27 protein-coding genes are annotated in these 25,271 nt (G+C 27.5%); 3 read left to right on the top strand and 24 right to left on the bottom strand.

Annotated features, from left to right (window positions below):
* Positions 1-57: 57 nt before the first annotated feature.
* From RT575_RS13455 to RT575_RS13565, 23 genes are all read right to left on the bottom strand, one after another.
* Complete coding sequence (locus tag RT575_RS13455) at positions 58-1,188, bottom strand: DegT/DnrJ/EryC1/StrS family aminotransferase (RefSeq protein ID WP_313581517.1); 1,131 nt, start codon at positions 1,186-1,188, stop codon at positions 58-60.
* Positions 1,189-1,560: 372 nt separating this feature from the next.
* Positions 1,561-2,112: a sugar transferase gene (locus RT575_RS13460; RefSeq protein WP_313386854.1), complete on the bottom strand. Its 552-nt coding sequence runs from the start codon at positions 2,110-2,112 to the stop codon at positions 1,561-1,563.
* Between the two features lie 253 nt (positions 2,113-2,365).
* Positions 2,366-3,268 (bottom strand): NAD-dependent epimerase/dehydratase family protein, encoded by a 903-nt coding sequence (locus tag RT575_RS13465; protein WP_313581519.1) that lies wholly within the window; start codon positions 3,266-3,268, stop codon positions 2,366-2,368.
* A gap of 6 nt (positions 3,269-3,274) precedes the next feature.
* On the bottom strand, positions 3,275-4,141 hold the full coding sequence (locus RT575_RS13470; protein ID WP_313581521.1) for an aldose 1-epimerase family protein: 867 nt from the start codon (positions 4,139-4,141) through the stop codon (positions 3,275-3,277).
* Between the two features lie 8 nt (positions 4,142-4,149).
* Positions 4,150-4,890 carry a glycosyltransferase family 2 protein gene (locus tag RT575_RS13475; protein ID WP_313386851.1) on the bottom strand — a complete coding sequence of 247 codons (741 nt, stop codon included), beginning with the start codon at positions 4,888-4,890 and terminating at the stop codon, positions 4,150-4,152.
* 6 nt (positions 4,891-4,896) lie between these two features.
* A complete protein-coding gene (locus RT575_RS13480; RefSeq protein WP_313581523.1) occupies positions 4,897-5,817 on the bottom strand; it encodes a glycosyltransferase family 2 protein in 921 nt (306 codons plus the stop codon).
* Entirely contained in the window at positions 5,810-6,346 is a 537-nt protein-coding gene (locus RT575_RS13485; protein ID WP_313581525.1) for a DapH/DapD/GlmU-related protein, read from the bottom strand. Before RT575_RS13485 ends, RT575_RS13480 begins: the two co-directional genes overlap by 8 nt.
* Positions 6,347-6,352: 6 nt before the next feature.
* Positions 6,353-7,489, bottom strand: coding sequence for a glycosyltransferase (locus RT575_RS13490; RefSeq protein WP_313581527.1), 1,137 nt, complete (start codon positions 7,487-7,489; stop codon positions 6,353-6,355).
* Positions 7,486-8,640 (bottom strand): glycosyltransferase, encoded by a 1,155-nt coding sequence (locus RT575_RS13495; protein WP_313581529.1) that lies wholly within the window; start codon positions 8,638-8,640, stop codon positions 7,486-7,488. Before RT575_RS13495 ends, RT575_RS13490 begins: the two co-directional genes overlap by 4 nt.
* Positions 8,641-8,644: 4 nt before the next feature.
* On the bottom strand, positions 8,645-9,313 hold the full coding sequence (locus tag RT575_RS13500; protein WP_313581531.1) for an acyltransferase: 669 nt from the start codon (positions 9,311-9,313) through the stop codon (positions 8,645-8,647).
* The gene (locus tag RT575_RS13505; RefSeq protein ID WP_312067460.1) at positions 9,310-10,125 is read right to left on the bottom strand and encodes a glycosyltransferase family 2 protein; all 816 of its coding nucleotides are present in this window, start codon (positions 10,123-10,125) and stop codon (positions 9,310-9,312) included. The genes RT575_RS13500 and RT575_RS13505 overlap by 4 nt, the downstream gene beginning before the upstream one ends.
* A complete protein-coding gene (locus tag RT575_RS13510) occupies positions 10,103-11,302 on the bottom strand; it encodes a hypothetical protein (protein WP_313581533.1) in 1,200 nt (399 codons plus the stop codon). The genes RT575_RS13505 and RT575_RS13510 overlap by 23 nt, the downstream gene beginning before the upstream one ends.
* Before the next feature lie 3 nt (positions 11,303-11,305).
* Positions 11,306-12,604: an oligosaccharide flippase family protein gene (locus RT575_RS13515; protein ID WP_312067463.1), complete on the bottom strand. Its 1,299-nt coding sequence runs from the start codon at positions 12,602-12,604 to the stop codon at positions 11,306-11,308.
* Positions 12,605-12,677: 73 nt separating this feature from the next.
* Complete coding sequence (gene gmd / locus RT575_RS13520) at positions 12,678-13,790, bottom strand: GDP-mannose 4,6-dehydratase (protein ID WP_312067465.1); 1,113 nt, start codon at positions 13,788-13,790, stop codon at positions 12,678-12,680.
* A 16-nt stretch (positions 13,791-13,806) separates the two neighbouring features.
* Positions 13,807-14,757, bottom strand: coding sequence for a GDP-L-fucose synthase (locus RT575_RS13525; protein WP_313581536.1), 951 nt, complete (start codon positions 14,755-14,757; stop codon positions 13,807-13,809).
* A 23-nt stretch (positions 14,758-14,780) separates the two neighbouring features.
* Entirely contained in the window at positions 14,781-15,776 is a 996-nt protein-coding gene (locus RT575_RS13530; RefSeq protein ID WP_313581538.1) for a sugar phosphate nucleotidyltransferase, read from the bottom strand.
* Positions 15,773-16,114 carry a phosphomannose isomerase type II C-terminal cupin domain gene (locus tag RT575_RS13535; RefSeq protein ID WP_313386839.1) on the bottom strand — a complete coding sequence of 114 codons (342 nt, stop codon included), beginning with the start codon at positions 16,112-16,114 and terminating at the stop codon, positions 15,773-15,775. The genes RT575_RS13530 and RT575_RS13535 overlap by 4 nt, the downstream gene beginning before the upstream one ends.
* Positions 16,115-16,119: 5 nt before the next feature.
* A complete protein-coding gene (locus RT575_RS13540) occupies positions 16,120-17,145 on the bottom strand; it encodes an NAD-dependent epimerase (RefSeq protein ID WP_313581540.1) in 1,026 nt (341 codons plus the stop codon).
* 131 nt (positions 17,146-17,276) lie between these two features.
* Complete coding sequence (locus RT575_RS13545) at positions 17,277-18,443, bottom strand: nucleotide sugar dehydrogenase (protein WP_313581542.1); 1,167 nt, start codon at positions 18,441-18,443, stop codon at positions 17,277-17,279.
* 83 nt (positions 18,444-18,526) lie between these two features.
* The gene (rfbC, locus tag RT575_RS13550; protein ID WP_313581544.1) at positions 18,527-19,072 is read right to left on the bottom strand and encodes a dTDP-4-dehydrorhamnose 3,5-epimerase; all 546 of its coding nucleotides are present in this window, start codon (positions 19,070-19,072) and stop codon (positions 18,527-18,529) included.
* Positions 19,072-20,370 carry a nucleotide sugar dehydrogenase gene (locus RT575_RS13555; RefSeq protein ID WP_313581571.1) on the bottom strand — a complete coding sequence of 433 codons (1,299 nt, stop codon included), beginning with the start codon at positions 20,368-20,370 and terminating at the stop codon, positions 19,072-19,074. The genes rfbC and RT575_RS13555 overlap by 1 nt, the downstream gene beginning before the upstream one ends.
* A 34-nt stretch (positions 20,371-20,404) precedes the next feature.
* Positions 20,405-20,824: an adenylyltransferase/cytidyltransferase family protein gene (locus RT575_RS13560; protein ID WP_313386835.1), complete on the bottom strand. Its 420-nt coding sequence runs from the start codon at positions 20,822-20,824 to the stop codon at positions 20,405-20,407.
* Between the two features lie 90 nt (positions 20,825-20,914).
* Positions 20,915-21,907, bottom strand: coding sequence for a mannose-1-phosphate guanylyltransferase (locus RT575_RS13565; RefSeq protein WP_313581546.1), 993 nt, complete (start codon positions 21,905-21,907; stop codon positions 20,915-20,917).
* A 99-nt stretch (positions 21,908-22,006) separates the two neighbouring features.
* Here RT575_RS13565 and RT575_RS13570 point away from each other — a divergent pair, with 99 nt between their 5' ends.
* The 3 genes from RT575_RS13570 (at position 22,007) to RT575_RS13580 (ending at position 23,651) form a co-directional block, all read left to right on the top strand.
* Positions 22,007-22,183: an ABC transporter ATP-binding protein gene (locus tag RT575_RS13570; RefSeq protein WP_313581548.1), complete on the top strand. Its 177-nt coding sequence runs from the start codon at positions 22,007-22,009 to the stop codon at positions 22,181-22,183.
* Between the two features lie 189 nt (positions 22,184-22,372).
* Positions 22,373-22,666 carry a hypothetical protein gene (locus RT575_RS13575; RefSeq protein ID WP_313581550.1) on the top strand — a complete coding sequence of 98 codons (294 nt, stop codon included), beginning with the start codon at positions 22,373-22,375 and terminating at the stop codon, positions 22,664-22,666.
* Positions 22,659-23,651: a hypothetical protein gene (locus RT575_RS13580; protein WP_313581552.1), complete on the top strand. Its 993-nt coding sequence runs from the start codon at positions 22,659-22,661 to the stop codon at positions 23,649-23,651. Before RT575_RS13575 ends, RT575_RS13580 begins: the two co-directional genes overlap by 8 nt.
* A 170-nt stretch (positions 23,652-23,821) precedes the next feature.
* Here the strand turns inward: RT575_RS13580 and pyk are convergent, their stop codons facing one another.
* Positions 23,822-25,264 carry a pyruvate kinase gene (gene pyk, locus RT575_RS13585; protein ID WP_313581554.1) on the bottom strand — a complete coding sequence of 481 codons (1,443 nt, stop codon included), beginning with the start codon at positions 25,262-25,264 and terminating at the stop codon, positions 23,822-23,824.
* Positions 25,265-25,271 lie beyond the last annotated feature (7 nt).

Consider the following 25,271-nt stretch of genomic DNA (forward strand, 5'->3'; position numbering starts at 1 on the left):
ACAAGCTCAACATGACAAAAAACCCTAACATTTATTAATGTTAGGGTTTTTATTTATCTAAAAGGTTTTATCAATTACTGCTTTTATTCGAAGTCGATCTACATCTGTTAAATTAGAACCTGATGGAAGACATAAACCCTTTTCAAATAATTCTTCTGCAACATTACCTCCATAATACGGAAAATCAGCAAAAATAGGTTGTAAGTGCATTGGTTTCCATAAAGGACGTGATTCTATGTTATCTTCTAAAAATGCTAAGCGTAATTCCTCTCTTGTTTTACCTGTAATTTTTTCATCTATTAAAATAGCACTTAACCAATGGTTTGAATAAAAATCTGATGATGGCTCAGTAAAAACAGTTACCCCTTCAATTTCATTAAAAACTTCTAGATAAAATTCATGCATTGCACGTCTTGCCTTTACTCTATGGTTTAAAACTTCAATTTGCCCACGCCCAATCCCAGCAACAATATTACTCATTCGATAATTGTATCCAATGTTTGAATGTTGATAGTGTGGTGCATTATCTCTTGCTTGTGTTGCTAAAAAAACAGTTTTATCTTTATCTTCTTGTGTTTGACAAACCAATGCACCTCCTCCAGATGTTGTAATAATTTTATTTCCATTAAAAGAAATCGTTCCAAAATGTCCAAAAGTACCTGCTGCTAATCCTTTATAACTAGATCCTAAAGCTTCTGCAGCATCTTCTATAATTGGAATATCATATTTATCTGCCACAGCATGTACCTCATCAATTTTATATGGCATTCCATATAAATGCACTGTAATAATTGCTTTTAGAGTTTTTCCTTTTTCTATTCTATCTTTTATAGCTTTTTCTAATGCTATTGGGCATATATTCCATGTTTCTGGCTCCGAGTCTATAAAAATTGGTTTTGCTCCTTGATAAACTATTGGATTGGCAGATGCAGAAAATGTCATAGATTGGCAAATTACCTCATCATCTTTATTTACACCAAGCATTACTAATGCAAGATGTAAAGCAGACGTACAACTATTTAAGGCGATAACTTGATGATTATTACCTAAATATGTTTTTAGGTCTTCTTCAAAACCATTGATATTATCTCCTATTGAAGTAATCCAATTTTTCTGAAAAGCATCATGAATGTATTTCATTTCATTTCCAGATAAATGAGGAGATGAAAGCCAAATTCTTTGATTCATAGGTTGTAGATTATTTTTTTACTGTATGAGCTTGTTTAAATTAATTATTTCGTTTTTATTTTATGTAAAGGAAACTATCGAAATGAAATTCTTCGATAAGCTAAGAATAACATTATAATATAAAATTTAAACAACTCCTATAATTATATTCGTTGGTTATTATACAAATATAAAGGTCAATTTACGAAATAATAAATATGAAGTTAAAAAAAGTATTACGTATTTTGATGTATTGGATTTCTTACAAAATATACAATTTTGCAAGAACCGATTGAAATGAAAATCTTTTCTGATTATTCATCATTATAAATAATGAATAATCAGAAAAGATTGTATTGGAAAGCGGGTCCCGAAGGGTTTGCCCAAAAGCTATTAGTTTCCTACTCGATCTCCTTGCCCACTACCAGATACGGTAGCAAATATATAACCGAAATATTTTGATAACGTTAGTGTTTTGTACATCTCTGCATCTAGTTCTGATAATTTTACTGGAGTAGACATATCAACGTTATTTATTTGTCCTAATCCTGTAATTCCTGGAAGATGATTGAAAACACCTCTTTTTTCTCTTTCAGCAATTAATTCTGTTTGATTAAAAAGACAAGGTCGCGCTCCTACTAAACTCATATCTCCTTTTAGAACATTTATTAATTGAGGTAATTCGTCTAATTTTGATTTACGTAAAAAGCTTCCAAATTTTGTTACTTGTGCTTGGCTTGCCAAATGTGATGCTACGGATTTTGTATTAACATCCATCGTTCTGAACTTAATTAATTTGAATGGTTTTTTATTTTTGCCCACTCGTTCTTGTACAAATATTGGCGAACCTGTATCAAAAAGTCCTATAATATATAATATGATTCCTATTGGCCATAAAAATAATAATCCAAAAAATGAACATATAAAATCTACTAATCTTGTCATGTGTTTTTATTTTTTTTCTTTATTCCTTAAATTCAAAAAATACATTCATCTTCTTCGACAGGCTCAGAATGACAATTAATGAGTTATTAGTTTTACGTGATATGTTATAAGGTTATAATATAATCTTAAAAATATAAAACTTAAATACTGAATAACTCAGAGATTTTTCGACGAGCTCAGAATGACATTTTTTAATGATAAAGAAATAATTATTTGTAATTGAAAATAACTAGTACTTACTTATGGTTTACAACTAATTTTTGAAACTTTTTATTGTGTTAATTAATCCTTCTTGTGTTGTTATTGGTAATTGTTGTATTACTAATGCTTTTTTAATTTTTTGATTGGAAACAACATAGCTTTCTGTTAACTTTTTTAAACGTTCAGAATTTAAAGGTAAATGTATTTTATCTCCAATTTTTGCAATGCTTTCTACAAATTTTTTATTAATTGGTAAAAATTTTGCTTTTTTACCTAAAGTTAAATTTATTGTTTCTATCAATTGATTTGTTGACAAAGCTTCGTCATCTGCAAAATTATAAATCCCAGAAACCACAGTTTCATTTTGTATCATTTGTAAAATGAGATAAGATAAATTATCTATTCCTATGAATGATCTTTTGTTTTCGAATTTTGATAATGGCCAAGGAATTCCTTTTTCTACAATTTTATATAATAAGTTAAGGTTTCCTTTGTTTCCTGGCCCATGAATCATACATGGTCGAATAATAAACAAACGCTTACCTGATGGCAGTTGTTGTTTTAATAAATATTCTTCTGCTTGATGTTTTGATTTTCCGTAGGCTGTTAATGGGTTTGCAATTATATTTTCATCAACTATACCATCAGTTATATCTGCAACAGCTTTTACGGAACTGAAATAAAAAAAATCTTTACATCCTGAATTTAAAAATTCATTGAATAAGGCGATTGTAAGGTCTCTATTAATTGTAAAATATTCTTCCTCTCGAGAAGTATTTTCCGTGTCGTGAGCTTTACCTGCCAAATGAATAATTACATCTGTATTTTTATTGAAACTAGATTTCCAATCATTATCTCTGAGAGATAACTCTTGAATATTTAGATGATTTTGTTTGAGATAAGCAGATAAATTTTGCCCTACAAATCCTGATGCGCCAGTGATGGTGATTTTCATGAGTGATTAAGATATTTCTATAAACCAATTTGCTTTCCAATTTTCTGTAGAAGATAATTTTAATATTCCTACTTTTTGTTCTAGATGTTGATTATGATTTTCAAAATCAGCTATACCTGACCAAGGTTCTAAACAAACAAAATTTGCATTCTTTGCTGCCCAAATTCCAAAAAAAGGAAAATTGTTAAAACTAAATATCAATGAATCATTATCTATTTTATTTCTTAAGATAAGAGATTCACTTTTTAGGTTAGTCATAACTAATGCATCACTTTCGAATAATTGATAGGATAAATCTAACTTCTTATTATTAAGATTTATAATTTTCTTATTTTCAGCTATTAAATTATTCGTTAATTGATTGATTTCTAAAAATTCATCTGAAGGAAAATAAATTTCATAATCAGAATAATTTTTATCGTCGTTTACTTCTATATTAAAAGCAGGATGAGCTCCTAAAGAAAATAATAGATCATTCTCTTTTTCTAAATTTTTTACAATATAGTCTACGTTTAGTCGATTTGAATCTAATGAATAAATTATTTGTAAATCAAATTGAAAAGGATAAATCTTAATTGTATCCTTATTTGATTTTAAACTAAAAATAATTTTACTCTCATTATTTTCTATCTTATCAAAAACCATATCTCTCGCAAATCCATGTCTTGAAAGTGAATATTGCTTATCTAAATAGGTATACTTATCATTTTTTAAAGCTCCTACAATAGGAAACAGAATAGGGCTTGATTTTGCCCAAAACTTTGGATCTGCTTGCCAAAGAATCTCTTTCTTATTTTTTTTATTAAAAATAGATTTTAATTCTGCTCCTTTCAAAGAAAATTCTACTCTTAAAAAATCATTTTCAATCTTCATGAATTATTCTATTTTTTTAAGAAATCAAAAATCTTCCAAAAAACACGATATTTTACCTTAAAAGGAGAATATGAAATATTATTATCTGTAAAAGCTTTTGCAACTTCTTCCGTTATTTTATTATAACTACTAAGACCAGAACTACTCGCACCACCAACTGACATTGATGTAGTTGTAATCCCTGAGTATTTCCAAGTAATGGCATGTTTAATAAAATATCGGATTATCAATTCATAATCGGCAGCTATTTTATATCCTAATTTATAGTCTCCAAACTTTTGGAACAGCTCTTTTTTGAAAAATATTGATGGATGAGGAGCCATGAATCCAATTTTTAATTTTTCTGGAATCCAATTTTTAGAAGAATATTTTCTTATTATTTTTCCATTTTTATGCTGTACAATATCACCTACACAAGCATCTAAAGGATTATCTTGTAAAAATTTGGCTACTTTTTCTATTGTATTCTTTTCAAAAAAAGTATCATCAGCATTCAAAATACCAATATAATCTCCTGTAGCCATGGCAACACCTTTATTCATAGCATCATATAGACCTTTATCCTTTTCAGAAACCCATTTGTCAATAACATTAGAATATTTTTTTATAATATCTACTGAAGAATCTGTACTTCCGCCATCAACAATGATATATTCGATATCGTTATAGGATTGTGAAGCAACTGACTTTATTGTTTCTTCTAATGTAGCTGATGCATTCCAGCAAACTGTAATTATTGATATTTTCATTATTTTTTAACTGACTTTTGTAACATCGTATCCATATTCATCTTTAAAAAACTGAATAAGTTTTTCTTTATTTTTTCCAGCTTTGTAATACGCTTCATAAATTTTAGCATCCACTAAAAAACGATACCAAAAACATTGTAAAACATTCCAAATAAAACCTCTTTTCCCTTCAATAAATCCTAATTGAAAAAAATATCTTATTAAAAAGAATATAAAAGGTCGTACAAATAATGGTAATTTTAAGTAACGCTCTTTTAACCATCTTCTTCGTTCTTCAGAAGAACCAAAAAATTTACCCTTCACAATTTCTGCAGACGTAAAACCATATATTTTATCTAATATATCTATCGCTTCTCTTGTTGCATAACCATTATGTTTTGCTGTCCACCAAGTTAAATTGTTTAAATTATGGTCAATAAGATCTCCATCAATAGAAGCAATTTCTCCTGAAGAAAGTTTCATTCGTTCATCCATCCATCTTTGTTCACAATGAGCCATCCCATTTCTCCATATTTTAAGGTGCCATATAGGATACATACCTGATTTTTTTAGTGGTTGGTCGAAAAAATACATCAAACGTTTTACTCTAATTCCTGTTATATTATGTTTCTGAATAGATAATTTTTCTTGAATTTCTTTTTGTAATGTTTCTGATAAATATTCATCTGCATCTACACGAATAACCCAATCTGTTTTTATAGCTGTATTATCAATTCCCCAGTTTAACTGTGTAGCGTGATTTGTCCAAGCATTTTGAAAAAAGCGTGCATTGTATTTTTTTGCTATTTGCTTTGTTTTATCTGTAGAATAAGAATCTACAATTACAATATCTGAACAAACGCTTTGTAATGATTGTAAACATCTTTCTAAATGTAATTCTTCATTATAAGTAAGTACTATTGCTGTAAGTGAAGATTGATTACTCATTAATTACTCTATTTTTTATGAATTTAGCAGGATTTCCACCTACAATTGTCCATGGTTCAACATTCTTGAAAACTGCAGCTCTTGCACCAACTACAGCTCCCTCTCCTATTGTTACTCCCATTCCTATAAAAGCATCAGCACCTACCCATGCTTTATCTTCTAAAATTATTGGTTTTATAATTAAAGAATGATTTTTATCATTAACGTCATGTGATGCAGAACATAAAAAAGCACCTTGAGATATAACACTATTTTTACCAATAGTAATTTTAGCTTTATTATAAATTTCTGTATTAGGTCCAATACAACTATATTCTTTCATTTCTAAATTCCAAGGAGCATAAATTTTACATGATGGATAAACTAATACCCCCATAGGAATTTTTGCTCCAAATAATCTCAATAATAAATTTCTAAAATATTTCAAATATACAGATGGTAAACATCTAAAAATAGTTCCATTAACAATATACCATAAAATTCTTTTAAAATTTTTAGGCTTAGATTCTTTATAATTTGATAAATCCATACTTTTTTATAAAATAATAAAATCTGGTTTAGCTGAATCTTTACCAGTAATCCAATTATAAGCTTGTAACATTTGTTTAGCTTTAAAATTCCACAAAAATTCCTTATTAATCCATTCTCTACCGTTTTTACCCATTGTATGTAAATCACCTATGGACATTGACATAGAATCTCTTAACTGTGTTACAACCTCATCTAAATCTGTAGAAATCCACCATCCACATTCTTTTTCTACTACACTTTCCCAAGGTGTTCCCTTAGTTGTTATTACAGGTGTTTCAAAAGAGAGTGATTCTACAATAACATTTCCAAAATTTTCATTGAATGATGGCAATATAAAAAGACTTGAACTAGCCATTAAATCAAATTTTTCTTTTCCTTTAATTTCTCCTAAAAATCTAACTCTTTCATTCTTTAATTCTACTGATAAATCTGTTAAGCTTTTAAAATAATTAGATTCACCTGATCCTACAATTTTAAGATTCCAATCTTTAAACTCATCTTTTATTATACTCCAGGCTTTAAGTAATGTTTCTATATTTTTTTTTCTATCTATTCTTGAAAGAAATAATAACGTTTTTTTCTTTTCTATATCAATCCTATCATTAAATACTATTCCATTTGAAATAATAGCTACAGGTTGATTTAATCCTAATTTTCTAATTTCTTCATATTCTTGATAAGAAGTCGCATGAAACATATCTGCATTGTGTAGAGCTTTCATATTACCCAAAAAATAATCTGAAATAAATTTTTGTTTTTTATTTTGTCCTATTATAAAATCACAAAAAGATCCTCTTGGAGAGATAATTATTTTACAATTTGATTTAGATCTATTAATATAAAAGGGAACTATAAAAGGAAAAACACGTGTACCATGACAGTGGATAATATCAGTATTATTAATATTATTTTTTAATGTACTATATAATTTCGGTGAAAATTGAAAAGAATTATTCAATTTTTTCCCCCATATAGGAAAGACCTCAACATTTATTTTATTCCACTTATCTGTATTATTACTAAATGTAAAAATATTAACATCATCTACTAAATTATTTAATTCTAATGTTAAATTTGGTGCGGAATTAGCAACGCCATTAGATTCATTATCTATCTCAGAAATTAATTGAATAATTTTCATGCTATTACAAAATTTGGTTTATTATTTTTATATATCATCCATTGGTACAATTCTATAAATTGTTTAGCAACAGATTGAATAGAATATTTATCTTCTACCAACTTTCTTCCGTTTACTCCCATTTGTTGTAATTCAGATCTATCTTTTATTAAATATTGTTCTAAACATTGTTTTAAAGGTTCTACTCCTATATCAATCCAAGCACCAGATTGATATTGCTTCAAATCTTCCCATGGAGTTCCTTTAGTTGTAATTACTGGTACTCCACAAGCCAAGGCTTCTGCTACTACCATTCCAAAATTTTCTGAATAGGTCGGTAAAATAAATAAATCTGCACGGTGATAGGTTTCAATTTTTTCATCTCCAAATTGAGGTCCTATAATTTTTACAGAGTCTTGTAGACCGAGATTAACAATTTTATCATCTAATTCTTTGATATAACTTTCCTCTCCATTTCCTGCTATCTCTATTTGCCAGTCTTTTCTATTTACTTTTGAAATATTTTCCCAAGTCTCTAAAAGAATTTCAATTCCTTTTTTAGGATGAATGCGTGATAAAAAAAGCAGTGTTTTTTTTCTATCACTTATTTCATTTTTTTTCTCTTTCAGAGGATATTCAGATAAATCAATCCCATTCGGAATAACTGCAATTGGATTTTTATAACCTAAATTTCGTATACTTTCTGCTTCTGATAATGCCGTAGCATGTATACATGCTGCATTTTTTAAATCTTTATGTTGGTACAAAAACATTGCAAGTTTTTTCTTTAGTCTACTTTGCTGCATAGACCAAGGTTCTAACATTCCTCTAGCAGAAATAATATAAGGTTTTTCATACTTCCTTGCTTCTTTAACAACTTGATGCATTGTTAATCCCCATATACCATGTGCATGATAAATATCTGATTCTTTAGATTTATTCAAATATTTTTTTAGACCTTTAGAATACTTAGAAATTGAAGGTGAAAAAAACTGAATATTCCCTTTATCATTAATACATTGATTTATAATTGGTTGGTTAGATAATAAAGTCAAAACATCTATTGTCGAAATACTTGAATCTAATAATAACTCATTAATCAAACTTGTAGAGCTTCTTGCCGGTCCTCCGGTTGAAATATCTAATGAAGATATACAATGGACTATCTTCATAAAATTATTTTACAAAACCTATTTTTCTTTGAAAATACTTATATTTTTCTATAGGTATATCTTTTATATATCTTGCTGGGACACCTCCATATAAAGCACATTCTTTTTCATTTTTTTTATTAAGTAATGAATTAGCTCCTAAAATACTATTATTAGGAAGTTTAGACCCTTTCAAAAAAATACAAGCCGTACCTACAAAACAATAATCACCTATTTCTACCATCTCGGCATCTTGTATATTCAACTCAATATCAATACTATGGGTTAATATCTGAGATTTAATACCAGCAAAAGTTGTGTAATTACCTATATATATTCCTGCAGTTGCATCTAAAAAATGTCTAGAAGTTACTGCACTATGTTTACCTATAATAAATTCACATTTTCGATTTTTAACATGAGAAAAATGACTTTTCAAATAAGATGAATAACCTGTGATGTAATTAAAAGTTCCTAACCTACCATATTCTTTTAAATGCAATAAATCAATACCCTGACAAAAAGAGAAATTACCTATTCTAGAATGCTTTTCCATAAGTAATTTTTTTGAAAGAATAATTGAATATCCTATTTTAGATGTTTTATGTATATCATATTTAAAAATTTTATTTAATAAAATTCTTCTTATTTTCCATGGAAACATGAAAAATAACACCTGAATGATTATTTTCATTTTTGTAATTTTGTATTTTTATAATTTAACGTATCGATATAGGAGAATAAATACGTACCACTTAAAATTTTATATATTTTTTGAAATATTATTTTTTGGGATTTATAAGTCCAATTATTTTTTGATTGAATATATAATCTTTCTTTTTCAAATTTTGGATTTGCCATATTCGTAAAAGCGTGTGATGTCTTTGATTCATTATGAATTCTTAAACCCCAAACATATTTTGGTAATCTATAAAATTTATACCCTAAATTAGAAAATCTCATCCATAAATCTGTATCCATTGTATAATATAATCCTTCGTCAAAGCCATTTGCTTTATTATATAATTCTTTATGGAAAATTGTAGAAGGTCCATAAACATATATAGGCCCTTGTTTAATTAAAAAATCTTTCCATTTTATACCTCTTCTACATCTTAATATTTCATTGTCTTCATTAAAGAAAACTGTATTTGCCGCAATCCACTTACATTTATTATCTTTATTTAAATAATTAGAAATATTAATAAGACTATTAGGCATTAAAATATCATCTGCATTAAGCCAAAAATAAAATTCACCATTAGCTTTTGAAAAGCCTTTATTAAAAGCATCACTTTGCCCATTATCTTTTTCTGATATCCAATAAGAAATATGTGATTCAAAAGATTTAATAATATCTACACTATCATCAGTACTACCTCCGTCAATAATTATTAATTCATAATTATTAAATTTTTGATTAATTACTGATTCTATAGCTTGTTTAAGAAATTTACCATAATTATAATTAACAATTACAATACTAAAGAGAGGTTTTTTTATCATATTTAATATATTTATAAAATTCAATAGCTGTTATAGCTAAAAAGAAAGGTGATGAAATTCTCATATGTCCCATTGGAGAAAAGAAAAAATTCCATATTTGGTCAAATAATAAAGGTATAATAAGTATAAGTATTCGTTTATTCGTTTTCGTATATAAAGTGAAAGCCATTTTAAAAGCTCTAAAATAAATTAATACTACTGAAATAACTCCAAGAATACCTGACCATAACCAAGTTGCAAAAAATATTGAATGAGCTGGAATAAGTTTACTTTCTCTAGGTTGTCCATCATTCATTGAATTATATAGTTTTATATATTTTCCGGAATTATCTTCAGCCCATGAGCCTAAGCCGAAAACAAAATGATCTTTAATTGGATAAATAGGAAATAAAGCTTCTTTTCTTCCTGTTACAATTAATTCAATTGGATTATAAGGATTATTTAATGATTTTAATTGTTGAGCATTAGAACCTCCTATTTCTCCTTTTAATACACTATTTACATATATTATATAACTACAATAACCAATAATAAGAATTAACAAAAAAATCATAACAAGTTTATCTTTTGTTAATTTAATTTTTTTCATCTTTATAATTAATAAAAGACCTGTAAAAAAATAAACTACTCCATTTGATCTAGCGTCAGCAATCATACAAAACAATGAATAACTAAAAAATAATACAAAAACATACATTGCTTTTTTCTTACCTAAATAGTATCCTATAAATAATATCAAATAGTTTACTCCCGCCATGTAATATACTTTAAAATCATTACCTTCTAAAACAAATTCGCTATTCATTTCTGGTCTAAAAATAAAAAAAGATATTGCTGAACTTATCAAAAATATATTATAATTATTCTCTGATTTTGTAAATAACGTAAATAAAAAAATTAATTGAATTAAAGAAAAAATAACGCTAGCCCAACCTCTTAAAAAATTATCTACCCCTGTATTATTTATAAAAATATCGCTTATTATTAAAGCTATAATAAAAAATAAATAAGGAATAGTTAATTGCTTAAATGGATAAATTCTAAAAAAACTAAAAATTTTTTTATACGGAAGAAATAACAAAGCAAAAACTTCAGAACCAAAAAGTTGACCAATTAAATTTATTCTAGCTCCTGAAAATAATGAAAATAAAAATGTTTTAATATTACTATTTGTCATAACCTATTTATTCCAAATTCCTTTTGCTTTATTATTTATCAATTTATTTAACTGATAATACGTAAAAAAACTAAAAATCAAATAAATTATTATATTAGAAATAATAATACCGTTTAGTTCATATTTAGTACCTAATATATTTGCTAAAAATATATAAATAGGAGCTGATATAACATACAAGTATAATTGAATTTTTAATTTCCCTATTCCATTTATTAAAAGTATAAATGATGAAAAATAAGTTAAAAATATCATATAAATCATCATTAAAAAAGAAACTTTAAAAGGTATTATGACTTTCTTACCTATCCATATATTATAAATATAATCACTTAATAAAAAAAATATTATATATGAAAAAATAATACATGCCATAAAATAATTTGCTTTGACATAAATTTTTTTTATCCAATTAAAATCATTTTTACTATAAGCATCAGTAAATGCGCTCCATAGAGGAGAAAAAATTATTAATGAAATTGTAAGTGGAATAGAAAAGTATCTATAAGCAATATTAAAAACGGTTACCTCATTAGCTCCTAATAATCTTGTTATTAAAATATTTGTAGACTGTAAAATAAAGATCATTGAAATTTGAATAAAAAAGAATTTTAATCCTAAATTCATAAGATCATTCATATATTTTAATCTTACTAACTTTAATGATGGCCTATAATCCTTTAATGAACCATTAAACATAATAAATGTTAATATAAGGGTTACTATCAGAGGAAAAATATTAGTTATAATAGCAAACAAGACTAACGATCCTTTTATTTTTAATAAAACTAGTACTTGTATACAAATCAACACTAATAGATTACCTAAAAAACTATTTTTTGCGACTCTTCCTGGCTCTTGATTAGCATATAAAATAGTGTTGATTATATTTACAATAAATTGAACTGAAAAAAAACTTATTAAAATAAACATTGTCTGCGATAAATCTTCTTTTAAAGTACTATCTAAATTTAGTAAACTAGTCCAATCAATATAAATATTTATAAATGAAAATAAAGACCACACAATGATTATAAATACTGATATTACAAAGTAAGTTGTACTTACATATTCTCTAGCTTTATATTTATCATTATTTGCTACTGCTTCTGCAAATCTATTACGAAGACCATTACCTAATCCAATATCAGATATTCCAAACCAGGCAATAATTGAACTCAAAGTAAGCCATAAACCATATTCGTTAGATGTTAATAAATTAATTGTTATTGGAACCAATATAAAATTAATTACCATGTTTCCTCCTTTAAATAAAAAAGATAAGAAAATATTTATAATCATTTTATAACTTCTACTATCTAGATTAAATAATTTATTCTTTAAAAATTCAATTATTACCATTTAATATTATAATTTACCCAACAATATTTTCCCAATTTGCATTATGCCATTTATCAACATAAACCAAATCAGACTCCATCATATCTTTTACTAAGCCAACTAAATCATACTGAGGCTCCCAACCCAATTTTGTTTTAGATTTTGTTGGATCTCCTAACAGTAAATCAACTTCGGTAGGTCTGTAATAAGCAGGATCTACTTTTACAACTACTTTTCCTATTTCTAATTGATAAAGAGGATTAGAACATTTTACAACTTTAGCGATTTCATTTTCATTTTCACCTTCAAAAGCTAACTCAACACCAATTTCATTGAATGCCATTTTTACAAAATCTCTAACAGATGTTGTTACTCCTGTAGCAATTACAAAATCTTCTGCCGTTTCTTGTTGTAGTATACGCCACATTGCCTCTACATAATCTTTAGCATGTCCCCAATCACGTAGTGCGTTAAGATTACCTAAATAAAGCGTGTCTTGTTTACCCAAAGCAATTGCAGCTGTTGCCATAGTGATTTTACGTGTTACGAATGTTTCTCCACGACGAGGAGATTCATGGTTAAATAAAATACCATTACATGCATACATATTATAAGCTTCTCTATAATTTTTAGTAATCCAGAAACCATATATTTTAGCAACTCCATAAGGTGAACGAGGATAAAATGGTGAGTTTTCATCATAGAAACCTGCTGCATTTTTATTCTCAGGAAGTCCTCCGTACAGCTCAGAAGTTGAAGCTTGGTAAATACGTGTTTTTTTCTCTAACCCTAAAATACGAACAGCTTCTAAGATACGTAATGTTCCCATTCCGTCTACATTAGCTACGTACTCAGGAGAATCAAAAGATACTTTTACATGAGACATTGCACCTAAATTATAAATTTCATCAGGTTGAATTTGTTGTATAATTCGAATTATATTTGTTGAATCTGTTAAATCTCCATAATGTAATTTAAAATTTACATGTTGTTCGTGTTGATCAATATATAAATGGTCTATTCTTTGGGTATTAAATGAAGATGCTCTTCTTTTTATCCCATGAACCATATATCCTTTTTCTAATAATAATTCAGCTAAATAAGAACCATCTTGTCCTGTTATTCCTGTAATTAATGCTACTTTCATCCCTTTGTTTAGTGTATTAAATTTTTACTTCTTTAAAATTATCTTGGTTTTCTAAAAACCATTGATATGTTTGTTGTATACCTTCTGATAATCCTATTTTATGTTTCCATCCTAAAGCATGCATTTTAGAGATGTCCATTAATTTACGAGGTGTTCCATCTGGTTTTTCACTATCCCAAATAATATCACCTGTATGCCCCACAATTGATTGGATTAATTCTGCTAATGCTTTTATTGTAAGATCTTCTCCTGTTCCTACATTATACAAGTGTTCTGGTAATTTATTTTCTAAAGCAAAAATAACTGAAGCTGCCATATCATCTACAAATAAAAATTCACGTAGAGGAGTTCCTGATCCCCATAAAGTAACTGGAGTATTATTATTCACTTTAGCTTCATGAAACTTACGAATCATGGCTGGTAAAACATGAGACGTATTTAAATCAAAATTATCATATGTTCCATATAAATTCGTTGGCATTAAAGAAACATAATCTTTATCAAATTGCTTTCTAATTGCTTCACATGATTTAATTCCTGTTATTTTTGCTACTGCATACCATTCATTTGTTGGTTCTAAAGAATCTGTTAATAAATATTCTTCTTTTAATGGTTGAGAAGCGAACTTTGGATAAATACAAGATGATCCTAAAAAAATGAATTTTTCCACATTATTTAATAAAGAATTATCAATCAAATTATTTTGAATTTGCATATTCTCCATCAAAAATTGGTATGGATAGCTATTATTCGCTAAAATTCCTCCAACACGAGCAGCAGCATCTATCACAACATCTGGTTGTTCTTTTTCAAAAAATTCTTTTACAGCAAATTGGTTCCTTAAATCTAATTCTTTTGATGATTTTCCAATTAAGTTAGTATAACCATTACTTAATAATTGTCTCCAAATAGCAGAGCCAACCATACCGTTGTGACCTGCGATATATATTTTTTTATTTTTATCCATAATACTTTTTTTATTAAAAGTTATTAATCCAATAATTTAGATTGCATTTTATCTAACACATTGTATATCTTTTTAACATCTTGAGATTTTTCTTTTTGAACGACAAGAAGAGCATCTTTTGTATGAACTAATATGGTATTTTCTAACCCAACGAATCCTGTGAAAATATCAGTTCCTATAACTATATTACCATTTTCATCTTTTGAATAACCATTAGTCACAAAATATTCATAAAGAGATTCAAAAGAACCTAAGTCAGACCATTCAAATGATGTAGAAACTACCCTTATCTTTTTAGAACGTTCCATCACGGCATAATCAACTGATATACTAGGTATTTCTAAAGATAAGTTTTCATCCAAAAAACCATTTTTAGAATTTTTCCAAGCATCATATGCTTTTATATATAGTTCTTTTTCATAAAATTTTAATTCTTCTAAGAATACTGAAGCTTTAAAACAAAACATTCCACTATTCCATAAAAAATTACCTTTTTCAATAAAATCTTCAGCAGTATCTTTATTTGGTTTTTCACGAAAAGATTTTACAAAATCATCTTCATGCTCTATATATCCATATCCAGTTTCTGGACGAGTAGGTTTTATTCCGAAGGTAACAATAAAACCTTGCTCTGCTTTCTTTATTCCTTCATTCATTGCTTCTTGATATGATGGCATGCCAGATATAAGATGATCTGAAGGAGTAATGATAAGAATACTATCAGAATTAACACTAAAAGCTGCAAAGGCTATTGCCGCAGCAGTATTCCTAGGTGTAGATTCAATAATATTTGTATAAGGTAAATTACATAACTCCATCGCTTTTTGACTAAGATGAGAATTATCTTTATTACCTACAATTATAATTTTATCTGCTATTTCTTTATTACGATTTATAGTTAATTCGAATAAAGACTTTCCATCAAATAAATTTAAATATTGTTTGGGACTAGTTTTTCTTGATAAAGGCCAAAGACGACTTCCTATACCTCCTGTTAATAAAACATGTACTATACTCATGATCTATTATAATCATCTTCAACTCTAACAATATCATCTTCCCCAAAATAAGTTCCATGCTGTACCTCTATGAATACAACAGGTTCTGAAGTTTTATTTTCTATGCGATGATGAGCACCTAATGGAATTTGAGCAACTTCTCCTACTTTATAGTCTTTAATCGTTTCATTGATAGTAATTGTACCAATCCCAGAAACAATAGTCCATACTTCTGCTCTTTGATGATGATACTGTAAAGATAATCTACCTCCTGGATTTACTTGTATACGCTTTACCTTATGTGTATCAGCATCCTCTAATACCCAATACTCACCCCACGGTCTTATATCGTGTTCCATTTTTATTATTTTTTATAATACCCTTTAAACCATTCAACAAATTGCTGAATGCCTTCTTCTATAGGTGTGGTACTTCTGTACCCTAGTTGGTTGAGTGAAGTAGTGTCAGCCCATGTTCTTGGAACATCACCTGGCTGCATAGGTAGCATATTTTTTTTCGCTTTAACTCCTAATGAATTCTCTATGCATTCTATAAAATACATTAAAGACACTGGAGATCCGTTACCTATATTAAATAACTGATAAGCTATATTTTTATTGCATGGATGATGCAAAGTTATTATTATTCCTTGCACTATATCTTCTATAAATGTAAAATCACGGCTCATTTCACCGTTATTAAATACTTTAATTTCACGATTATTAGTAATTGCATCAACGAATAACATAGGAGCCATATCAGGACGACCCCAAGGACCATAAACCGTAAAAAAACGTAGTCCTGATGTTGGTAAATGATATAAATGACTATACGTGTGAGCCATTAGTTCATTCGCTTTTTTAGTTGCAGCATATAAACTAACAGGATGATCTACTTGATCGTTTTCACTGAATGGAATCTTTTCATTTTCTCCATAAACTGAAGAGCTAGAAGCATAAACAAAATGTTTTATATTATTATGTCTACAACATTCTAAAATATTTACAAAGCCGACCAAGTTACTATCTACATAAGCCATTGGATTCTCTAAACTATAACGAACCCCTGCTTGTGCAGCTAAATTAACCACATAATCAAAGTTTTGTTTTTTAAATAATTGAGGTAGATTTTCTCTGTCTTCTAGATTTAATCGTATAAATTTGAAATTTTCTTCTATTGAAGATTGTGCTAAAAAATTAAATTCTTCAGCTTCTTCCCGATTAATTCCTAATTCTTTTAGTCGATTATATTTTAAATTAATATCATAATAATCATTAATATTATCTAGACCTATAACTTTATAACCAAGATTCAATAATGCTTTACTTAAATAAAAACCTATAAATCCTGCTGATCCAGTAACTAATATTTTTTTATTTTCTTGATTCATTTTCTCTTAGTTTTTTATTGTTAGAGTTTAGAAATTCGAATAACATAAATACTTTCTAACTACAAAGACTCTTCGACAAGCTCTGAGTAGCATACTTTTATTTCAAGATTCGAATAACTATAAATATTTAATTAATCGTTTCCAAAAAGATCTCTTGTATAAACTTTTTCTTGTACATCAGACAATTCAGGTGCATTTCGATTAGAAATTATTACGTCACATTCTTTTTTAAATTGCTCTAAATCGCTTACGACCTTTGACCCAAAAAAATTATCTTCTTTAAGAGCTGGCTCAAAAACCTCAACTTCTATCCCTTTTGCTTTTATTCTTTTCATTACACCTTGTATAGCAGATGCTCGGAAATTATCTGAACCAGATTTCATAATCAAACGATAAACACCAACTTTTTTAGGTCCTTTTGCAATAATAGAATCTGCAATAAAATCTTTACGTGTACGATTAGCATCTACAATTGCTTGAATAATATTATTAGGTACAGAATTATAATTAGCTAACAACTGTTTTGTATCTTTTGGTAAACAATATCCTCCGTATCCAAATGATGGATTATTATAATGAGACCCAATTCTAGGATCTAAACCTACTCCTTCTATAATTTGTTTACTATCTAATCCATTAATTTGGGCATAACTATCCAATTCATTAAAATAAGCTACACGCATTGCTAAATAAGTATTAGAAAATAATTTTATAGCTTCTGCTTCAGTTGAATCAGTGAATAAAGTTTCAATATCTTGTTTAATCGCTCCTTGCTTTAAAAGGTTTGCGAAAACTTGCGCTCTATCACTTTGTTCTCCTATAATAATACGAGAAGGGTATAAATTATCATATAATGCTTTTCCTTCTCTTAAAAACTCTGGAGAAAAAATAACATTATCAATTGTATATTTTTGTTTTACGTCTTTTGTAAAACCAACAGGAACAGTTGACTTTACAATTATTACTGCTGTAGGATTATATCTTATTACATCTTCTATTACTTTTTCAACACTATTGGTGTTAAAGTAATTTGTTTTAGGATCATAATCTGTCGGAGTTGCAATAATTACAAATTCTGAATTTTTATAAGCTTCTTCCTTATTTAAGGTCGCTTTGAAATTCAATTCTTTTTCAGCTAAAAATTCAATAATCTCTTTATCTTCAATTGGAGACAACTTATTATTTAACATTTCTATCTTTTCAGGAATAATATCTAATGCAATTACTTCATTATGTTGTGCTAATAAAATAGCATTTGATAAACCTACATATCCTGTTCCTACTACAGTAATTTTCATATATAAATATTTTATAAATAAAAACAATTAGAGTCTTATATCAAAAAAGAGATTAACTGTTTATTTCTTATTCAAAATTTTAATTATTTTTTAAAAGAATCAAATGATTGTGCTTCTAAATCTTTTTCAGAAATAATCATTTTATCTTCTGGAATCCCCCATTCAATCCTAAGTTCAGGATCTAATGGATTAACTCCATTCTCAGAAGATTTATTGTATCCATTATCACATTTATAAAAAAAAGTTGCTTTTTCAGAAATCACTGAAAAACCGTGTAAAAAACCTCTTGGGATAAATAATTGTTTTTTATTTTCTGCAGATAACTCAACCGCAACAGATTGACCAAAAGTTTCTGATTCTGGGCGAACATCTACAGCTACATCTATAACACTTCCCTCCACAACTCGCACTAATTTTGCTTGAGCATAATCTCCTTCTTGTATATGAAGACCTCTGATTACTCCATAAGAAGAATTTGATTGATTATCCTGTACAAAATTTGGTACATAACCTAAAATTTCTTTTATCTTATTTTCATTATATGATTCAAAAAAATAACCTCTTGAATCCTCAAAAACTGTAGGCTCTAAAATAAAACAGCCTTTCAATTTTGTTTCTGTTGCTTTCATTATAATCTTTTATCTACTTTTTCTTTTGGTAATACTCCTTTTACGTCATAAATAACACCTTGCTCATTTAAAAATTTTGAAAAATCAAGTTCTAAAAATTCTTTATGTGCTACAGTTAGAACAATACCATCATATTTATTATCTTCTTTTAATTGTGAAAGATAGTTTAATGAATATTCTCTATTTACCTCTTTTTCATCAACCCAAGGATCGTAAGTTTCGACTTTAATTCCATATTCTTCTAAAGCTCTAATAACATCAATTGCTTTAGAATTTCTTATATCTGGACAATTCTCTTTGAAAGTAATTCCTAAATTCAATATTTTAGCTCCTTTCACTTTTATATCCTTGTTAATTAAAAGTTTTACGATTTGTGAAGCTACAAATGCTCCCATAGAATCATTTAGTCTTCTTGCAGCTAAAATCAACTCAGAATAATAACCTATTTCTTGAGCCTTCTGAGCTAAATAAAATGGATCTACACCAATACAATGTCCGCCTACTAAACCTGGTTGAAATTTCAAGAAATTCCATTTTGTTCCTGCAGCTTCTAAAACATCATTTGTATCTATATCCATTAAAGAAAAAATCTTCGCTAATTCATTTATAAATGCAATATTTATATCTCGTTGAGAATTTTCTATTACTTTAGAAGCTTCTGCAACTTTTATTGATGGAGCCAAATGTGTTCCGGCTATAATTACAGAACGATAAAGATTATCTACTATTTTACCTATTTCTGGTGTTGAACCTGAAGTAACTTTTAGAATTTTTTCTACAGTATGTTTTTTATCTCCAGGATTAATTCTTTCCGGAGAATAGCCTGCAAAAAAATCTTGATTAAAAATTAAACCTGATTTTTGCTCTAAAACAGGAATACATTCTTCTTCTGTTACTCCTGGGTAAACGGTAGATTCATAGATTACTATATCATTTTTAGCTAAAACCTTCGCTACCGTTTCTGATGCTTTTTTTAGAGGTGTTAAATCCGGTCTATTATTTTTATCTACAGGTGTTGGTACTGTTACAATATAAATATTTGCATTTTTTATATCGCTTATATTTGAAGAACAAAATAATCCAATTTCATTGTTTTCAATTGGATTATTTTTTATTAAAACTTCTTTTAAATTTTGATTATCTACTTCTAATGTAGAATCGTTTCCTGAATTTAATTCTTCTATACGATTTTGATTTATATCAAATCCAATTACAGAGTACTTCGTTGCAAATAATCTTGCTAATGGCAAACCTACGTAACCAAGACCGATTACAGCAATTTTATATTGATCATTCATCATTTAAAAATTCATTGTTTCTTGAAAAATATTGTTACTTTTTTTTCTCTAAAGTCGCTACTACTTTTCTAAGTCCTGAACTTGAAAAACGATGACTACGTTTGTTGTAATAAATTTTTATATCATTATCTATACAATACTGCTTACCATTAAAATCTCTATCTCTATACTCTTCACCTATAATACGAATATTAACTGGTAAAGCACTTAGCATATCAAATAAATCTTGTTCTGTTTCGTAAGGAATAATTTCATCAACAAAACGACAACCTTCTAACTGTATATAACGTTCTACAATAGATTGTGTTGGATTATTTTTAGAAGGATCAACCAATGCAGGATCTGTATTTAAGCCTACAATTAAATAATCACATTGTTTTTTTGCTTCTTCCAACATCATTACATGACCTGCATGTAATAAGTCAAATATTCCAAAAGTAATACCTATTGTCATCTTTTTAATTATAATGTTTCAAAACAAATCTAACGAATAAAATTCAATTATATTTCGAATAAAAACATAAAAAAAGACAATATTTTAATTTTAAATTAAGGGTGAATTATTTTTCTCTAAATGTGTATAAATATTCTTTACTTCTTGAGAATATTCTTTTTGTAAAATAAGATTAGCTGTAGGGGTATTAACAAAAATACAATTTTGTAACCCTACAAAAGATGTATAAACATCTGTTCCTATAACCATATTTCCATTACGATCAATATCATGACCATTTAACTGAAAGTAATCGTATAAAGATTCAAAAGACCCTAAATCATTCCATACGAAACACGCAGGAACAACTTTTATTTTTTTACTACGCTCCATGACAGCATAATCTATACTATTCGAAGGAATTTGTAAAGAAAGAATTTCATCTAATTCTCCATTAACACTTTCTTTCCAAGCTGTTTTTGATGTTTCGTAAATTTCTTTTTCGAACTTTTTTAATTCTTTTAATAAAACTTTAGCTTTAAAGCAAAACATTCCACTATTCCATAAAAAATTACCTTGCTCAATAAAATCTTGTGCTGTTATATGATTAGGTTTTTCACGAAAAGAAAGTACTTTATCTCCTTTATGTTCTATATAACCATATCCTGTTTCAGGACGAGTTGGTTGAACTCCAAATGTTACTATATAATCATTTTCAGCTAATTCAATAGCTTTTTGCATTGCTTCTTTGTACACCTCTTTATCTTCAATCAAATGATCTGAAGGAGTTACAATTAAAATATCATCATCATCAACTGCTAATGCAGCAAAAGCGATTGCTGCGGCTGTATTTCTAGGAACAGCTTCTACAATTTTTGTATATTCTATATCAAATTTATCTAATGCTTCCTGACTTAAATGATCATTTTCTTTATTTCCTATAATCATTAATTTATCTGCAACACATAAATTTCTTTCAATAGTCAATTCAAATAAAGACTTTCCATCAAATAATGGTAAATATTGCTTAGGATGACTTTTTCTTGAAAGAGGCCAAAGTCTACTTCCTACACCTCCTGACAATATAACATTGTATACACTCATAATTGCTGTAATTCGAACTCGCTAATTTATAAAATATGTAGTAGTATAGTACTATTTTATAAAAACTTTATAAGTATTTTTATTTATAAAAACTGTTCTATGAATCAACCTAATTTTAGATTAAAAATTAAATCAATTAAATACTATGAAAAAACAATACTTAATAACATTGATATCTCTATAAATTCAGTTGGACTTTATGGTCTTTTCGGCAGAAATGGACAAGGGAAAAGTACGTTATTAAAAGCTATTGCAGGTTTAAAAACGTATAATTGAGAAATATTCTATAATAGTGAAGATTTAAAAACTACTGATATAGCTTTTCTTGCAACAGAACCAAATGTATATGAATATTTAACGGCAAAAGAGTTTTATGATTTTTACCAAAAAGTTTCTGGGCGAGAAAAATCAAATCCCACTACAAATAAAATTTTTGATATTGATGAAAACATTCAATTAATCGCAATGTCTACTGGTACTTTGAAAAAAGCATATATTAACTGTATTCTTCAATTTGATGATTATAAGATTTATATTTTTGATGAACCATTTAATGGACTTGATATTGAGAGCAATTATATTTTACTAAACCTTATAAAAAAATTAGCTGAGAAAAACATTGTTTTTGTTTCTTCTCATATCATCGAAATTATTTCTCCTTATTTAACAAAAACTTTTTTCGTAAATGAAAAAAAAGTTGTTGAAATAGAGAATGATAATATAGTCAACTTATTTAACCAAAATCGAAACAATGAATAAGTTAATTTATACGCTACAAATTATTTATAAAAATAGATATAGAAAATTAATTCATAAGGATGCTTCATTCTTTTGGGTAATTTTATTAGTATATTTTTTTACATTAATAAAGCTTGTTAATGGCTCTTCAAACATATTTCCTTTGTTTGATTTTACACCTTATTTATTAGGATATTTTATTTTTACAAGTTGTCAATATATTAATAATAGAACAGATTGGGAAATACTATGTAATCCTTTTAGTAAAAGAAAAGTTTATTTAATTTATCTTTTAGATTTACTTATCAGTAATTCTATTACAATTGCTGTTTCTATCTATTTGAAAGAATATAATGTTATTTATTTTTCTACTCTTGCTATATTATTTTTTACATTTTATAAAGAACAGAAAGGAAAAATTAGATTTAAGTTGCCTTTTCAAAAAATTAATGTCTTATTGATTACAAGCTACAGACGTTACAAGGTAAATAGTATAATTATTCTTTTTGCTACTTACTTAGCTTATCAAGGATTAACTGAAAACAATAAAAATTTATTTACAATAAGTTTTTTTAGTATTATCTACATTAATTATGGTTTGATTATGAAACCAGAAAAACTAGAATATTTTTTATTTTCTAAGTTATCAAATAAACAATATATATTAAAAAATGAATTATCCTTTATTATTGATTGCATATTAACAACGACTCCTTGTATCCTGTTAACTCTATTTATACAACCTTCCTTTATGTTAGAATTGAGCATTTGTTTTCTTTTTATTCCATTAATATTTCCCATAAAATATATTTTTATTAATTATTCAGTGCCACTAGCTTTTGCATCAATAGGCATAATAATTTTATTTTTAACTGGAATTATGAATGATGAAATAGATTGGTCTATTATTATATCCATTTTTCCTGTTTCTATATTTCTGCATGTAATTTCTTTTAGAAAATTCACAAAACAGATCATACAAAATGATACTGAGTTTTACTTATAAAATATTAGTTGCAAAAAGGATAGCAGTGATATCCTTTTATAAAATAGGAACGCTTGTCGTAACTAATTTTATAAAAGACAAAACGAATAGCCTGTCCCGATAGGGTTTGCCCAAAATAAAAAATCCCGATAAAAAATCGGGATTTAAAGTTTATATTATTAAGAATTATCTTAAATCATAGAAATACGTAATGTATTTGTCATTCCTTTTTCGAATGCTGGCATTGCATTTAAGTTGATTATAAAATCTCCATAATCAACAAACCCTGCATTTTTAGCTAATATATTTACTTCTGTAATTGTTTGATCTGTTGATGTATCACGAGGATCATAATTAATTGCTTTTACTCCCCACAATAAGTTCAACATACGATTAATTCTTTTACTTGGATTGTAAACTAAAATAAATGAATTTGGTCTATGAGATGAAATTTGGAAAGCTGTGTACCCAGAATATGTTAAAGTAGCTATAGCTTTAGAACCTGTATCTTTAGCCATTTTTGCAGCATTATAACAAACCATATCTGTCACAAAACGATCATTTCTTACACTTGGCTTATGTTCTGGAACATGCACATGTTCATCATCTTCTACAGTTTGAAGAATTCTTGTCATTTTTTCAATAACTTGAACTGGATATTGACCAACAGAAGTTTCTCCAGATAACATTACAGCATCAGCACCATCGAAAACAGCATTAGCAACATCTGATACTTCTGCTCTTGTTGGTGTAAGACTAGAAATCATTGTTTCCATCATTTGTGTAGCAACAATAACTGGTTTTCTAGCTAATTTAGATTTATCAATTAATTGTTTTTGAGCTTTAGGAACTATTTCAAAAGGAACTTCAACACCTAAGTCACCTCTAGCAACCATTAAACCATCAGAAAATTCTAATATATCGTCTATATTTTCTAATGCTTCTGGCTTTTCTATTTTAGAGATAATTGGAATTCTTAAATCTCCATTTGCTGCAATAAAATCAGATAAATCTTTTACATCTTGTCCTGAACGAACAAAAGATAATGCGAACCAATCTACTCTATTCTCAATTGCAAATTTTGCATCTTCTTTATCTTTTTCTGTTAGTGCTGGTAAAGATATTTTAGTATTAGGTAAATTAACTCCTTTTTTAGAACGTAATGGTCCACCTTGTATCGTTTCAGCTTTTACAATGTCAGTTCCGTTTGTTTCGATTACTTTGAAAATTAATTTTCCATCATCAATCAAAATATTTTCTCCAACTTGAACATCTTCAGCAAACTTTTTATAAGTCATAAAAACTTTTTCATTTGTTCCTATAACTTCCTCATTAGTAAATGTTAAAATATCACCTGGATTGATAACAAAATCCTCATGCTCCATTTTACCAATGCGTAATTTAGGCCCTTGTAAATCGGCTAAAATTGCTGTATTATATCCATGCTCTTCATTCAATTGATGAATTGTATCAATTTTACGTTTTACATCTTCATAATCAGCATGAGAGAAATTGATACGGAATACATCCGTCCCTTTCTTCATCATTTCTAATAAAATCGAAGGATTTTCTGTTGCTGGCCCTAAGGTTGCAACAATCTTTGTTTTTTTAAGAAATTCTTTATCGTAAATCATAATTTTT

Origin of the sequence: Chishuiella sp. (assembly GCF_032109125.1) — a bacterium.
Classification (GTDB): domain Bacteria; phylum Bacteroidota; class Bacteroidia; order Flavobacteriales; family Weeksellaceae; genus Empedobacter.

Excerpts from the sequence above, each read along its gene's own strand:
- RT575_RS13455 (WP_313581517.1), bottom strand. The coding sequence starts at position 1,188 with ATGAATCAAAGAATTTGGCTTTCATCTCCTCATTTATCTGGAAATGAA.
- RT575_RS13460 (WP_313386854.1), bottom strand. The coding sequence starts at position 2,112 with ATGACAAGATTAGTAGATTTTATATGTTCATTTTTTGGATTATTATTT.
- RT575_RS13465 (WP_313581519.1), bottom strand. The coding sequence starts at position 3,268 with ATGAAAATCACCATCACTGGCGCATCAGGATTTGTAGGGCAAAATTTA.
- RT575_RS13470 (WP_313581521.1), bottom strand. The coding sequence starts at position 4,141 with ATGAAGATTGAAAATGATTTTTTAAGAGTAGAATTTTCTTTGAAAGGA.
- RT575_RS13475 (WP_313386851.1), bottom strand. The coding sequence starts at position 4,890 with ATGAAAATATCAATAATTACAGTTTGCTGGAATGCATCAGCTACATTA.
- RT575_RS13480 (WP_313581523.1), bottom strand. The coding sequence starts at position 5,817 with ATGAGTAATCAATCTTCACTTACAGCAATAGTACTTACTTATAATGAA.
- RT575_RS13485 (WP_313581525.1), bottom strand. The coding sequence starts at position 6,346 with ATGGATTTATCAAATTATAAAGAATCTAAGCCTAAAAATTTTAAAAGA.
- RT575_RS13490 (WP_313581527.1), bottom strand. The coding sequence starts at position 7,489 with ATGAAAATTATTCAATTAATTTCTGAGATAGATAATGAATCTAATGGC.
- RT575_RS13495 (WP_313581529.1), bottom strand. The coding sequence starts at position 8,640 with ATGAAGATAGTCCATTGTATATCTTCATTAGATATTTCAACCGGAGGA.
- RT575_RS13500 (WP_313581531.1), bottom strand. The coding sequence starts at position 9,313 with ATGAAAATAATCATTCAGGTGTTATTTTTCATGTTTCCATGGAAAATA.
- RT575_RS13505 (WP_312067460.1), bottom strand. The coding sequence starts at position 10,125 with ATGATAAAAAAACCTCTCTTTAGTATTGTAATTGTTAATTATAATTAT.
- RT575_RS13510 (WP_313581533.1), bottom strand. The coding sequence starts at position 11,302 with ATGACAAATAGTAATATTAAAACATTTTTATTTTCATTATTTTCAGGA.
- RT575_RS13515 (WP_312067463.1), bottom strand. The coding sequence starts at position 12,604 with ATGATTATAAATATTTTCTTATCTTTTTTATTTAAAGGAGGAAACATG.
- gmd (WP_312067465.1), bottom strand. The coding sequence starts at position 13,790 with ATGAAAGTAGCATTAATTACAGGAATAACAGGACAAGATGGTTCTTAT.
- RT575_RS13525 (WP_313581536.1), bottom strand. The coding sequence starts at position 14,757 with ATGGATAAAAATAAAAAAATATATATCGCAGGTCACAACGGTATGGTT.
- RT575_RS13530 (WP_313581538.1), bottom strand. The coding sequence starts at position 15,776 with ATGAGTATAGTACATGTTTTATTAACAGGAGGTATAGGAAGTCGTCTT.
- RT575_RS13535 (WP_313386839.1), bottom strand. The coding sequence starts at position 16,114 with ATGGAACACGATATAAGACCGTGGGGTGAGTATTGGGTATTAGAGGAT.
- RT575_RS13540 (WP_313581540.1), bottom strand. The coding sequence starts at position 17,145 with ATGAATCAAGAAAATAAAAAAATATTAGTTACTGGATCAGCAGGATTT.
- RT575_RS13545 (WP_313581542.1), bottom strand. The coding sequence starts at position 18,443 with ATGAAAATTACTGTAGTAGGAACAGGATATGTAGGTTTATCAAATGCT.
- rfbC (WP_313581544.1), bottom strand. The coding sequence starts at position 19,072 with ATGAAAGCAACAGAAACAAAATTGAAAGGCTGTTTTATTTTAGAGCCT.
- RT575_RS13555 (WP_313581571.1), bottom strand. The coding sequence starts at position 20,370 with ATGAATGATCAATATAAAATTGCTGTAATCGGTCTTGGTTACGTAGGT.
- RT575_RS13560 (WP_313386835.1), bottom strand. The coding sequence starts at position 20,824 with ATGACAATAGGTATTACTTTTGGAATATTTGACTTATTACATGCAGGT.
- RT575_RS13565 (WP_313581546.1), bottom strand. The coding sequence starts at position 21,907 with ATGAGTGTATACAATGTTATATTGTCAGGAGGTGTAGGAAGTAGACTT.
- RT575_RS13570 (WP_313581548.1), top strand. The coding sequence starts at position 22,007 with ATGAATCAACCTAATTTTAGATTAAAAATTAAATCAATTAAATACTAT.
- RT575_RS13575 (WP_313581550.1), top strand. The coding sequence starts at position 22,373 with ATGTCTACTGGTACTTTGAAAAAAGCATATATTAACTGTATTCTTCAA.
- RT575_RS13580 (WP_313581552.1), top strand. The coding sequence starts at position 22,659 with ATGAATAAGTTAATTTATACGCTACAAATTATTTATAAAAATAGATAT.
- pyk (WP_313581554.1), bottom strand. The coding sequence starts at position 25,264 with ATGATTTACGATAAAGAATTTCTTAAAAAAACAAAGATTGTTGCAACC.